Origin of the sequence: Frateuria sp. GZRe12, from assembly GCF_051900535.1 — a bacterium.
Classification (GTDB): domain Bacteria; phylum Pseudomonadota; class Gammaproteobacteria; order Xanthomonadales; family Rhodanobacteraceae; genus Frateuria_A.
In genome coordinates this window covers 1,264,403-1,276,461 of sequence record NZ_JBHZGI010000001.1, presented here as the reverse complement: position 1 = coordinate 1,276,461, position 12,059 = coordinate 1,264,403, and the positions used below count along the sequence as shown (strand labels likewise).

Here is a 12,059-nt window from a genome sequence, read left to right as displayed (position 1 = left end):
ACCGGCGCATCAACTGGATCGCCTCACGCTTGAACTGAGCAGTAAATCGCTGCCGTTTCTCCATCGAACACCTCCGTGCGAGGATTGTCCTCGCTTTGTGGTGTCCGAGAGAGCGGGACCAGCCCACCCCGCGCCGGCGCGTGAACCCGGCGGTCGAGGCGTGTATCGTGGCGCCCGCTCCGTGTCGGCTGGGTGGCGTGTGATTCGCGGCCTCGACGTCCGGATGGATTTGGAAACAGGGGATTTCTGTATGGATACGAGGCCCGGCGTCCGGATGGCGCGGGTGGCCGCCCTGGCGATGCCGTTCGTGGCGGTCAGCGTCTGGCTGGGAATGACGGTTGCGGGCTTCGGCGCGGCTGCGGTGATGCAAGGCGCGGTGAGCGGCCTGGCGCTGACGGTCGCTGTCATGCTGGTGGGCGGTGCGCTCGGCAGGTGGGGTGCGGTGCTCGCGGCGGCGCTCTATGTGGGCGGCGTCCTGCTGTGCGCGGCCGACGCCGTGTCCTGGGTGATCCAGGGCAGTTCCTTCAACGATCGCTTCTTCGCGCACGTCAACGTCGGCAATGTCCCGGTGACGATGGAGGCCTATCCGTGGGCCTCCGTCGGAACCGTCCTGGCGCTCGCGGCGGTCTTCTCGCTCGCGCTGCGGATGCTGCGCGGGACGGCTGGTCGGATCGCCGGCAGGAAAGCCTGGCTGCCGGCGCTGCTGCTCATGGTGCTGGCCGTTACGGTCGATGCCGCCCCGCATCGGCTGTATGGCTACTTCGCCCAAGCCGGGCGGACCGAGACCCTCGCACGTTCGGCCTATGGCAAGCGCATTCGCGCGATGCTCGATGAGGAACCGAGCCCGCCCGGGCAGGTGACTGCAAGGCCGGGGCGCAACCTCGTGTTCGTGTACCTGGAGTCGGTCGAGCGTACCTACACCGATGCCCGCCGCTTCCCCGGGCTGACACCCAACATCGACAGGTTGCGCCGGCAAGGGCTCGATTTCTCCGGCTTCGCCACCTTCCCTGGCGTGACCTATACGATCGCCGGGCTGTTCTCTTCGCAGTGCGGCGCGCCGTTTCTGATCAACAGCCTGTTCGGCGACGATTTCGGCAAGCTTGGCTTCGTGCCGAACAACGACAACACCACGGCCGGCAGTTTCCATCCGGAGCTGGCGTGCCTGGGCGATGTCCTGCACGCGGCCGGGTATAACCAGACGTTCCTGAGCGGCGTGGCGTTGAGCTTCGCCAACAAGGACGACTTCTTCCGGCTGCACGGCTTCAACCGTGCGCTTGGCAAACCCCAGATCGAGGCCCGCCACGGCGGCAAGCTGGTGAGCGAGGGCTGGGGACTGCACGACAGCGACCTGTTCGACGAGGCGCTGGACCAGTACCGCCGCGGCCAGGCGTCAGGCAAGCCGTTCAGCGTGATGATGTCCACCGTCGACACGCATCCGCCCAGGGGCTACCTGTTGCCCGGGTGCGATCCATACGCGGCCATCCGCAACGACATGCTCGACGCGGTCCATTGCTCCGACCAGTTGCTTGGCCGGTTCATCGACAAGCTATCGCGCGAGCCGGGCTGGAAGGACACGTGGTCGTGGTGATGAGCGATCACGTGAGCATGCGCAACGTCGCCTCGGCGCTCTATCCGCCGGATGACCAGCGCCAGCCGCTGTTGTTCGTCCTCAACGCAGGCCAGGGCGATCGGCCGGTGCGCATGTATCACATGGACATCGCTCCCACGGTGCTCGCGTTGCTCGGTGTCCATTCGAACGTCCGCTTCATGGCAGGCGTCGATCGCAGTGCCCCCCGCGCGTCGGATGCGGCGCTCCCCGCCGACGACGTTGCACAGGCGGTGTTGCGAGATGCCCTGTGGAAGGGACGGGAGCCACCGGCCGTGTGCGAAGGCGGCACGCTTGTCGAGTGGAATGACAAGGGGAATCAACTCGATGTGGGTGGCTGGAAACTGCCGCTGATGCTTGGCGGTTTTCCGATCGCGAGAGTTCCACCGAACCGGACTTTGCTCGTTTTTGTCGACAAGGGCAGCGCGCAATTGCAGATCCTTTCCAAAGGCGCGCAGCTGCCATGGATACAGCGGGCGCATGGCAACGGGGCGAGCGTCTTCGAGGCCACGCCGTTCGTCGACGATGACGGCAAGGAGGCACTGGCTCTCGACTGGCTTGCGCCGGGCGGCGGCTGGGCCAGTCTGGGCAAGGTTGATCGCGTGCAGGACATCCGCCTGCGCTCGCCCCAGTGCGAACGCCTGCTGCGCAGCCTGGCCAAAGCCGATCCGGAACTGCGGCAGGATTTCAGCGACGCCTTCGGCACGGTTGCGATACCCGCCGGTCGCGAACGCCGGCCGGGTTTCGTGATCTCTTCGCGGATCGCGCCGGCGGCGCCTCCGGCGCGTGCCAGCACCTTCATGTTCGCCAGGTTGCTGCGCGAACGATCCGGGTCCGGCAGCGTGCATCTCAACGCCCGCAGGCGCATCACGCTGGCGCCCTCGCGCGACCACGTCGCCATGGCCGAATTCGATGTGACCGGGCTTGCCTCGATGAGCCTCGTACCGCGGATCGACAACTTGTTGGGGCGGTGCCTCGCGCGGAACGATACCGGGGTCGTCGGCGTGCATCTTTTGCTGGACGACGTGCCGGTGATGCCGCGCTTTGTCGTCGACAGGGACTACGGAAAGGTGCTGGATCTGCCCATCCACGGTGGGCGCCGATTGCGCATCGAAGTCGACAAGGGCAATGCCACGACCGATTGCGACTACTTCGCCCTCGGCTTCTCGGACATCGTGGCTGCCCATGACGACGAGCCGACGGCTGCCGGCGTGGGTGCCATGGACTGATCGGGCATCCGGGGACGTTCTCCTCGCTTGGCTTTGCCGAGGGCCGGCGGCGATAATGGATTTTCCCTCCGCCGCCGACCCCTGCCATGACCGAAAAGACCGTACTCAACGACACCCACCGCGCGTCGGGCGCTCGCATGGTGGACTTCGGCGGTTGGGACATGCCGATCAACTACGGCTCGCAGATCGAGGAGCACCACGCCGTGCGCCGCGACGCCGGCATGTTCGACGTCTCGCACATGACCGTGGTCGACCTGCACGGGGCGCGCACGCGCGAGTTCCTGCGCCATCTGCTGGCCAACAGCGTCGACAAGCTCAAGGTACAGGGCAAGGCGCTGTACTCGTGCATGCTCAATGAGCAGGGCGGGGTGATCGACGACCTGATCGTGTACTTCTTCGACGAGGCGCATTTCCGCCTGGTGGTGAACGCCGCCACGCGCGCCAAGGACCTGGCCTGGATCGAACAGCAAGCCAAGGCCTTCGGCGTGGAAGTGAAGGAGCGTCCCGACTTCGCGATGATCGCGGTGCAGGGCCCCAACGCCCGCGCCAAGGTGATCGGTCTGCTGCACGAGGTCGACCGTCCGCGCATCGAGAAGCTCGGGCGCTTCGCCGCCGCCGCCGCGCAGGGTCCCCACGGCATCCCGCTTTTCATCGCGCGCACCGGCTACACGGGCGAAGATGGCTTCGAAATCATTGTGCCGAACGGGCAGGCAGTCGCCCTGTGGCAGGCGCTGGCCGAAGCCGGCGTCAAGCCGGCTGGCCTGGGCGCACGCGATACGTTGCGCCTGGAAGCAGGCATGAACCTTTACGGCCAGGACATGGACGAGACGGTGTCGCCATGGGAGGCGAACCTGGGATGGACCATCGTGCTGGACGAGGGCCGCGACTTTATCGGCCGCAAGGCACTCGAGGCGCAGAAGGGCGCCGGTGTACCGCGCGTGATGGTTGGCCTGGTCCTCGACGAAAAAGGCGTGCTGCGCCATGGCCAGAAGGTGCTGACCGCCAACGGCGAGGGCGAGGTCTTGTCCGGCAGCTTCGCGCCCACGCTCGACAAGGCGGTGGCGTTCGCGCGCATCCCGGCCGGCGAGCCGGGCGAGGTGCGGGTGGACATCCGCGGCCGCGAGGTGCCGGTGCGCGTGGTGAAGTATCCGTTCGTGCGCGACGGCAAGCCTTGCGAAGGCATCTGATCCAGGCTCGCCACCCTTTATAGAGTTTCCTCCGGAGCGGCTAGAATCGCCGCTCCCATCCCACGACAACGACTGGACCCGACCATGAGCGAGATTCCCGGCGACCTGAAGTTCCTCAAATCCCACGAGTGGGCCCGCGTCGAAGACAACGGCGTGGTGCGCGTGGGCATCTCCGACCATGCGCAGCGCCAGCTGGGCGACCTGGTGTACGTGGAGTTGCCGGAGATCGGCGCCAGCGTGCAGGCCGGCACCGGCGTGGCCGTGGTCGAATCGGTGAAGGCCGCGTCGGACATCTATTCGCCGGTGTCCGGCGAGATCGTCGAGGTCAACGAGCTGCTCAACGACAAGCCCGAGACCATCAACGAAGACGCCTTCGGCGACGGCTGGATTTTCGCCGTGCGCATCAGCGATCGCGCCGAACTGGACGAACTGCTCGATGCCGACGCGTACGCCGAGCAGATCGAGAACGAGGACCACTGACGTCCACCATCGTGCGTCGCCGCCGGCGGCGCACGAACGGCTCGCCGGAATCTGCGGGGCCGCCCGGAAGGTTCGATCCGGGACCGTCCGAGGTGTTCGATCATCGCCGCCGATCGTGCCGCTGGTCGACTTCCATTCATTCGAAAGAGGGCTCCGGCCGCACCCCTTGCGGCTGTTCCGGTGCGCCATTACGGCGCGCGCTCTGCGCGACGTGTCAAAACCATCGCTATGGCGCGAAGCCTTATGGAATAAGGCTTTCCGGGGTGCGGGCGATTTGCGAGGTTATTTTGTATAGGCGTTTATACGTCCATTTGTAAATGCCTTGATTTATCCGGCAACCCTTGCCGCGCGGCCCTTTGCGGCCTCCCGTAGGGGCTTCCGGCTGGTTGAATTTTCTGGTCGAAATCAATTGACAGTTGAAATCTTCAGGAATAGCTTTCGCTTCAGATCAGGGGAACGGGTCCACATGGCAGCATCGAAATTCATAACGCCTTATGTCGATCACGGCGAGAAGGCCGGCGCGGTGCGCAAGATCACCGTGTCGATTCCGCTGCATGTCCTGCGTCTGCTTTCCGACGAGCGAACCCGCCGTCAGGTGAACAATCTTCGGCACGCCACCAACAGCGACTTGCTGGTGGAGGCGTTCCTGCACGCTTTTACTGGGCAACCACTGCCAACTGATGAGGAGCTGAGACGAATGGCCACTGCCAAGAAAACCACCGCGAAGAAACCGGCCGCCAAGAAGGCGCCCGCCAAGAAGACTGCCGTGAAGAAGGCCACCGCGAAGAAGCCGGTTGCCAAGAAGCCGGCGACCAAGAAGGTCGCTGCTAAGAAGGCTGCCCCGAAGAAGGCTGCCGCCAAGAAGCCGGCCGCCGCCAAGAAGGCCGCCGTCAAGAAGGTTGCCGTCAAGAAGGTTGCCGCCAAGAAGGCGGCCCCGAAGAAGGCCGCGCCGGCCAAGGTGGTCAAGGCCACCAAGACCGCCAAGGCCAAGAAGTAAGTTTTTCCACAAGACCAACAAGCGGTATCGACTTTCTCTCCCTGCGGTGCCCAGCGCAGGGAGGGTACTTCGAAGAGCGATTCGTCCCGGCCCCGGCCGGGACGCTTCGTTTCAGGGGCCTGAAAACACAGGTCTGCCGGGGATCCCCGCATTTGCCGCAACGGCGCATTGGCGGTAACTTGTGCGCACTCGCGCCGCGCACGTCCAGGGGGACGGCCGCTCCTACAGGGGGAAAAAGCGCGGGTATCTCATGCCAGCCAATGGTGAACGTCCCATGGATACCCGTACCAGTTCGATGCGCGCGCACGCGCGCGGGGCCGCCCGCCCCACCTTGATCGCCGTTATCGCCATTTTCGTCCTGCTGGCCGTGGCCAGCTGGTTCCTGATCCTGCAGCCGCACCAGGAGCTGGTCATGCAGGACGGCGGCGGCCATCCGTCCACCCCGGTGTCCACCGACAAGATTGCCGTGGCGCCGCCGGCCAACGTCGAGGCGATGGACTTGAACCAGCTGCTGGCCGAGGCGCGCAAGGCGATGAACGACCATCGCGTGCTTGCGCCAGCCGGCAACAACGCATTCGAGTTCTACCTGAAGGCGCTGGAGAAGCAGCCGGGCAACCCGGTCGCCACCGACGCCCTGCGCGAAACCTTCCCCTTCGCAGCCAGCGGCGCCGAGCAGGCGATCAACGGGCGCGACTTCAACGAGGCGCAGCGCGAGATCGACCTTCTCGCGAAGGCCGACCCGGCCAACTACACGCTGACGATCCTGCGCTCCAAGCTCGATGCCCAGCGCAAGCTGCTGGACAAGGAACAGCAGCAGGCGCTCGAGCAGCAACGCCAGCAGCAGCTGGCCGCCGACAAGGCCGCAGCGGACAAGGCGGCCGCCGACAAGCTCGCCACCCAGCAGAAGGCGCAGCCGTCCGAGCAAAAGGCGCCGACCGAGGTCGCAGCGACCAACACGCCGGCCACCGCCGAGCCGAACAAGCCGGCGGCGCAACAGGTCGTATCGACCGAGCCGGTGATGACCAAGTATGTGCCGCCGCGCTTCCCGACCCAGGCGCAGCGTACCCGCACGCAAGGCTGGGTCCTGGTGGGTTACACCGTCGATACCGAGGGCAATGTCGGCGGCGTGCAGGTGGTTGATGCGCAGCCGCGCCACATGTTCGATCGCGAGGCGGTCAACGCGGTTGAACGCTGGAAGTACAAGCCGGCCACGCGCAACGGCACGCCGGTGGAAGCGAAGCTGCAGAAGAAGATCGAGTTCAAGCTCTGAGCCGATGCTCAAGGGACGAAAGGGCAGCGCCTGGCGCTGCCTTTTTTTTGCGCGGGCATCGCCACGACTGGGCTCCGCGCCGGGCAGGCGAGCTGCCGATCAGGCGGTCGGTGCAAGCACCGTCGGGCCGTGCCGCCGGTTTCGTCTAATGGCGACGGTGGCGCCTCGGGCTTGCCCTTCGCGGGCGATCGGGGGCGCTCTTTTCAAGACCCGCCCAGTCCACGTGCGGCAGGCCGAGCAGGCTGTCGAACACCATCGGCATCAGGCCCGAGGGCGTCGGCACGCCGGCATTCCACATCGTTACCACGCCGGCGTGGTATTTGGGGAAGAAGCCGATCATGGTGCGGTAACCCTCCACCGCACCGGCGTGATAGACCAACGTTTCGCCGCCGTAGGTGAACACCCGCCAGCCCAGTGCATAGGCTGCGGAGGTGAGTCGGCCATTGCGCCAAGGTGATGAGTGCAGTTCCGTCGGCGTGCGCACGCCTGGGTCGTGCAGCACTTCCAGCGTCGCGGGGGAGAGCACGTCGGGGCGTCCGCCCATTTGCGCGACCAGCCACTTTTCCATGTCGCGCAGGCTGGCGTTGACACCGGCCGCCGGGGCGACGCGGTAGTAGTTTTCCTTGGGCTCGAAGGGGACCCAGCCGCGCCGGGTACGCCGGTGGGGACGCGCCCAACTCTTGCTCGATTCCAGTCCGGCGCGACCGTAGCTGGCGGTGGACATGCCCAGTGGCAGGAAGATGCGGCGGTCGACCAGCTTGTAGAAGAAGTTGCCGGTCATGGCGTACACGACATCGCCGATCAGGCTGAAGGCGACGTTCTGGTAGCCGTAGCATTTGCCCACGCCGCAGGTCATGTCGACCTGGTCGAGCTTGCGTACCAGTTGCTCGTAGGGGACGTCGTCCTCGAGCATGTTGTCGTAGGTGTTGCGCGGCAACCCGATCCGCTGACCGAGGATGTCGGCGACGGTGGCGCGCTGCGTGTCGGGCACGTTCTTGAGCTTGAAGAACGGCAGCACGTTGACCAGGCGCGTGTCCCACGCGAGCTTGCCGTCCTGCACGAGGACCGCGGTGAGGCCAGTGGCAAAGGCCTTAGACAGCGAGGCCAGCCGGAACACCGTGTCGGGCTTGACTGGTTCCTTGTCGGCCGCGTTGGCGTAACCGATGGTGCCCTCGAACACCACCTTGTCGTTCACCACGACCGCGGTGGCCAACCCGGCAACCGAATTGCGCTGGTCGAGCTTGCCGAGCCACTGCCTGTACGCCTCCAGCGTTTCCTTCACTCGTTCGGGCGGAAGCGACTGCGGGGCGGACTGGATGGTTGGGGCGGGGGCGGGTGGTGAAGCCGGCGTTGAGGCGCGGGCAAGTACAGGAGTGGTGGCTGCGCCCAGGAGGCCGGCGACCAGCAGGGAAAGCGTACGAAGCTGCATGCCTGGAAGAGTCCGGCGCAAAGCCATGGAAAGTGGAGAAGAAAACCGGCCTGGAGCAGGCGCGATTCTTGAATTGTGGGCCACTTGACCTGCCTCTACAACGTGAACAGGCAGGCGTCAGGCTGCCTGGGTTCAGCCGGTAGGTATGCGCGGGAAAGACGTTGCGTCCGGTTGGCGAGAGCGGGCGCGGCGGCCATGCTAGGCTTTTGCGCTCCTCCTGAGGCTGGACTCTCCGTGAGCCTGCGCCACAACGCCCGCGCCGACCAGCGCACCGGGCTGATCCTGTCCACGCTGGCCTTCTTCCTGGTGATGGCCGGCTACTACATCATCCGTCCAGTACGCGACCAGTTGGGCGGCGCCGTCGGGTCGCAGTCGCTGCCGCTGTTCTATGCGGTGACCTTCGCCGTGATGCTGCTGCTGACGCCGGTGTTCGGCTGGCTTGTCGCGCACGTATCGCGGCGTCGGCTGCTGACGTGGAGCTACAGCTTCTTCATCCTCTGCCTGGTCGCGTTCGTTCCCGCGTTCCTGGCGCAGGAAAGGATCGGCGCACGCCTGCTGGGAGTGGTGTTCTACGTCTGGGTCAGCGTGTTCAACCTGTTCGTGGTGTCGCTGTTCTGGAGCTTCATGGCCGACATCTTCGCCAGCCAGCAGGCGCGGCGCGTGTTTCCGCTGATCGCGCTCGGTGGCATGGGCGGGGCGATCTTCGGACCGCTGCTGACCCGGCTGCTGTTGCACGTGCTCGGCGTGGCGCAACTGCTCCTGGTGTCGTCCTTGGCGCTGGGCCTGGCGCTGGTGTTGCTGCTGCAACTGTCCGCGCGCGACGAGCAGGCGGGCGACGGGCGTGCCATGCAGGGCACCGGTGGTTCGCTATGGGCCGGCATCCGCGAGCTGTGGTCGCGGCCGTTCCTGCGCTACATGGCGATGCTGATGCTGCTCGGCGACGGTATCGGTACGCTGGCCTACGCGCTGATGGCCGATTACGCGAAGGCGCACTTCGTCGACCGCGTCGCACGCACATCCTTCTACAACGACCTGGACCTGGCGACGAACGCGCTGGGTGCCCTGCTGCAACTGACGCTGACGCGCTGGGTGATGGTGCGCTTCGGCGCCGGCTGGGGCCTGGTGGTGCCGGCGCTGGTCAACATCGGCCTGCTGTTGATGGTCGCGGTGTTCGGCACCGGTGACGTGCGGCTGCTGGGGATGGCGGTGCCGCTGCTGGCCGTGATGCTGGTGACCACGCGCGGCTTTGCCTACGGCATGACCAAGCCGGCGGTCGATGCGTTGTACACCCGCGTGCCGCGCGAGACGCGCTACAAGGGCAAGAACTTCGTCGAGACCGCCGTGTGGCGCTTCGGCGACGTGCTGGTGACCAGCGGTGTGAGCGTGCTGACGTGGCTGGGCGTCGGCGTCGGCGGCATGGGGCTGATCGGCGCGGGCGTGGCGGCGACGTCCGCCTGGGTGGCGCGTCGCGCAGGGCGAGCGCCGGATCTGGCCAGGGACTGAGCCCGGTCGTGGCCGTAGGGTGGGTTTCAGCCCAACACACCTGCCCCCCCACAGATCAATGGCTTAAGCCAACCCTGCGGAAACGCGTCAGCTGGTGATGTAGCGCTGCAGCTGCTCGATCTGCTCCGCCTGCGCGTCGATCACGGCCTTGACCAGGTCGCCGATCGAGATCACGCCGACCACGCGCTCGCCCTCGACCACCGGCAGGTGGCGCACGCGGCGCTCGGTGCACAGGCGCATGCAGTCGAACACGTCGGTTTCGGGCGAGATGGTGAGCGGCTCGCCGCTCATGATGTCGGCCACCGCGGTCTGCGCGGAGGAACGGCCCTGCAGGATCACCTTGCGAGCGTAGTCGCGCTCGGAAACAATGCCCGACAGCGTCTCGCCCTTCATCACCACCAGCGCGCCCACGCGGCGCTCGGCCATCTGCCGGATGGCGTCCAGGACGGGCGCCTCGGGTGCGATCGCATAGACGTCACTGCCCTTGCTTTGCAGAAGATGCCTTACCTGACGCATGCCCGGTGCTCCTCTTCGGCCTGCGGCGGAGTGTAACGCTGGCGCGTCGGCAGGGCGTGTAGGAACTCGTCGCGCGCAACGCCGCCTTGTGGAGCGCCGCCCCCGACTGGTTCTTACACAGGGCGGCGGTCGTCGTGCGGGCGCTCTTCCTCGATGAAATACAGCGGCCGCTGCTTGCTCTCGGCATAGCTGCGACCCAGGTATTCGCCGATCACGCCCAGCGCAAGCAGTTGCACGCCGCCAAGGAACAGGATGACCAGCATCAGCGTCGGGTAGCCGCGCACCGGGTCGCCCCAGATCAGCGACTTGGTCAGCACCCACACGCCGTAGCCGAACGCCAGCACCGACGAGCCCAGACCGACCCAGGTGGCCAGCCGCAGCGGCGCGCTGGAGAAGGAGGTGATGCCTTCGATCGCCAGTTGGGTCAGCCGCCAGTAGTTCCACTTGGTGCGGCCGCTGTGGCGCGGTTCGCGCTGGTAGTGCACGGCCGTCTGGCGGTAGCCGATCCAGGCAAACAGGCCTTTCATGAAGCGCTGACGTTCGCGCAGTCTCGACAGTGCGTCCAGCGCGCGGCGCGAGAGCAAGCGGAAGTCGCCGGTATCGCGTGGCAGCGGGGTGTCCGAGACCCGCTCCATCGCGCGATAGAAGGCCGCGGCGGTGAAGCGCTTGAGCCGCGTCTCGCCGGCGCGTGCGCTTCGCGTGGCGTAGACCACATCGAAACCGGCGCGCCACTGTGCCACGAGCTCGGGAATCAGCTCGGGCGGGTCCTGCAGGTCGGCGTCGATCACCACGGCGACGCCCTTGGTGACGTGGTCCAGCCCCGCGGTCAGCGCCGCCTCCTTACCGAAGTTGCGCGAGAGCTTGAGCGCGCGCACGCGCCGGTCGCCGGCCAGCAGTGACTCGATCGTCCGCCAGGTGCCGTCGGTGCTTCCGTCGTCGACGTAGAGCACGGCGCTGTCCAGGTCCAGCGTGTCGAGCACGGCGCCCAGGCGCTGGTGGAAGGCATCGAGCACGGCCGCCTCGTTGTAGGCGGGGACGACGACGGTCAGTTCGCTCATGGCTCAGTGTCCTCGGCGCACGCGCGGGGGGTGGCTGGCGTCCAGATAGCCGGGCCCACCCAGGTGCTGCATCTGCCGCTGGATCCATTGCGTGCGGCGCTGGACGTAGGCGCTGGGACGATCGGCATGCAGGCGGCGCGGACTGGGCAGTACGGCGGCCAGGCGCGCGGCCTGCGCTGGCCCCAGTCGCGCCGGCGGCACGTGGAAGTACGCGTCGCTCGCCGCGCCCACGCCATAGATGCCGTCGCCTAGCTCGGCGATATTCATGTACACCTCGAGGATGCGCCGCTTGGGCCAGGTCAATTCGATCAGCACGGTGTAGTAGGCCTCCAGTCCCTTGCGTACGAAACTGCGGCCGTTCCACAGGAACAGGTTCTTGGCGACCTGCTGGCTGATGGTGCTGGCGCCCCGCAGGCGCTTGCCGTCGTCGGCATCGTCCAGTGCGTCCTGGATCTGTTCCAGGTCGAAGCCGTGGTGGAAGGGAAATTTCTGGTCCTCGCTGGCTACCATCGCCAGCGGCACATACGGGGAGACGCGATCCCACGGCACCCAATGCTGCTGCAGCCGGAGATCGTGCTCGCCATGCAGCAGTGCACCCACGCGCCGCTCCATCATCACCGCCGAGGTCCACGGCGGCACGAAGCGCAGCGCCAACACCACCAGCCATGACAACGCGAACCACGACACCGCCAAAATGGCGAGCGGGCGCAGCAGGCGGCGGAGGGCGGTGCGCAGCGGTGGCATCGTCTTGGCGTCGACCTTCGGTAGCGATCCTGGGGAGTAT

11 protein-coding genes are annotated in these 12,059 nt (G+C 66.4%); 7 read left to right on the top strand and 4 right to left on the bottom strand.

Annotation, left to right across the window (positions count from 1 at the left end; translation table 11 throughout):
- The 6 genes from ACFWZ4_RS05770 to ACFWZ4_RS05745 form a co-directional block, all read left to right on the top strand.
- The coding region (locus ACFWZ4_RS05770) for a sulfatase-like hydrolase/transferase (RefSeq protein ID WP_439703748.1) at positions 1-1,588 on the top strand (1,588 nt) is incomplete at its 5' end.
- Positions 1,576-2,835: a hypothetical protein gene (locus ACFWZ4_RS05765; RefSeq protein ID WP_439703747.1), complete on the top strand. Its 1,260-nt coding sequence runs from the start codon at positions 1,576-1,578 to the stop codon at positions 2,833-2,835. The genes ACFWZ4_RS05770 and ACFWZ4_RS05765, both read left to right, overlap by 13 nt.
- An 86-nt stretch (positions 2,836-2,921) precedes the next feature.
- On the top strand, positions 2,922-4,022 hold the full coding sequence (gene gcvT / locus ACFWZ4_RS05760; protein ID WP_439703746.1) for a glycine cleavage system aminomethyltransferase GcvT: 1,101 nt from the start codon (positions 2,922-2,924) through the stop codon (positions 4,020-4,022).
- Positions 4,023-4,106: 84 nt separating this feature from the next.
- Complete coding sequence (gene gcvH, locus ACFWZ4_RS05755) at positions 4,107-4,502, top strand: glycine cleavage system protein GcvH (RefSeq protein WP_439703745.1); 396 nt, start codon at positions 4,107-4,109, stop codon at positions 4,500-4,502.
- Between the two features lie 466 nt (positions 4,503-4,968).
- Positions 4,969-5,499, top strand: coding sequence for a met regulon transcriptional regulator MetJ (gene metJ, locus ACFWZ4_RS05750; RefSeq protein WP_255674162.1), 531 nt, complete (start codon positions 4,969-4,971; stop codon positions 5,497-5,499).
- A gap of 274 nt (positions 5,500-5,773) precedes the next feature.
- Entirely contained in the window at positions 5,774-6,769 is a 996-nt protein-coding gene (locus ACFWZ4_RS05745) for an energy transducer TonB (protein ID WP_439703744.1), read from the top strand.
- Positions 6,770-6,914: 145 nt separating this feature from the next.
- Here the strand turns inward: ACFWZ4_RS05745 and ACFWZ4_RS05740 are convergent, their stop codons facing one another.
- On the bottom strand, positions 6,915-8,198 hold the full coding sequence (locus tag ACFWZ4_RS05740) for a serine hydrolase domain-containing protein (RefSeq protein WP_439703743.1): 1,284 nt from the start codon (positions 8,196-8,198) through the stop codon (positions 6,915-6,917).
- 279 nt (positions 8,199-8,477) lie between these two features.
- Between ACFWZ4_RS05740 and ACFWZ4_RS05735 the strand changes: the two genes are divergently transcribed.
- Positions 8,478-9,701, top strand: coding sequence for an NTP/NDP exchange transporter (locus ACFWZ4_RS05735; RefSeq protein ID WP_439703783.1), 1,224 nt, complete (start codon positions 8,478-8,480; stop codon positions 9,699-9,701).
- An 87-nt stretch (positions 9,702-9,788) separates the two neighbouring features.
- On the opposite strand, the gene ACFWZ4_RS05730 is transcribed toward ACFWZ4_RS05735, so the two are convergent.
- The 3 genes from ACFWZ4_RS05730 to mtgA form a co-directional block, all read right to left on the bottom strand.
- Complete coding sequence (locus ACFWZ4_RS05730) at positions 9,789-10,217, bottom strand: CBS domain-containing protein (RefSeq protein WP_439703742.1); 429 nt, start codon at positions 10,215-10,217, stop codon at positions 9,789-9,791.
- A gap of 113 nt (positions 10,218-10,330) precedes the next feature.
- On the bottom strand, positions 10,331-11,275 hold the full coding sequence (locus ACFWZ4_RS05725) for a glycosyltransferase family 2 protein (protein ID WP_439703741.1): 945 nt from the start codon (positions 11,273-11,275) through the stop codon (positions 10,331-10,333).
- 3 nt (positions 11,276-11,278) lie between these two features.
- A complete protein-coding gene (gene mtgA, locus ACFWZ4_RS05720) occupies positions 11,279-12,019 on the bottom strand; it encodes a monofunctional biosynthetic peptidoglycan transglycosylase (protein WP_439703782.1) in 741 nt (246 codons plus the stop codon).
- Between the last annotated feature and the right edge of the window lie 40 nt (positions 12,020-12,059).

Coding starts and splice junctions, on each gene's coding strand:
- gcvT (WP_439703746.1), top strand. CDS start 2,922: ATGACCGAAAAGACCGTACTCAACGACACCCACCGCGCGTCGGGCGCT.
- gcvH (WP_439703745.1), top strand. CDS start 4,107: ATGAGCGAGATTCCCGGCGACCTGAAGTTCCTCAAATCCCACGAGTGG.
- metJ (WP_255674162.1), top strand. CDS start 4,969: ATGGCAGCATCGAAATTCATAACGCCTTATGTCGATCACGGCGAGAAG.
- ACFWZ4_RS05745 (WP_439703744.1), top strand. CDS start 5,774: ATGGATACCCGTACCAGTTCGATGCGCGCGCACGCGCGCGGGGCCGCC.
- ACFWZ4_RS05740 (WP_439703743.1), bottom strand. CDS start 8,198: ATGCAGCTTCGTACGCTTTCCCTGCTGGTCGCCGGCCTCCTGGGCGCA.
- ACFWZ4_RS05730 (WP_439703742.1), bottom strand. CDS start 10,217: ATGCGTCAGGTAAGGCATCTTCTGCAAAGCAAGGGCAGTGACGTCTAT.
- ACFWZ4_RS05725 (WP_439703741.1), bottom strand. CDS start 11,275: ATGAGCGAACTGACCGTCGTCGTCCCCGCCTACAACGAGGCGGCCGTG.
- mtgA (WP_439703782.1), bottom strand. CDS start 12,019: ATGCCACCGCTGCGCACCGCCCTCCGCCGCCTGCTGCGCCCGCTCGCC.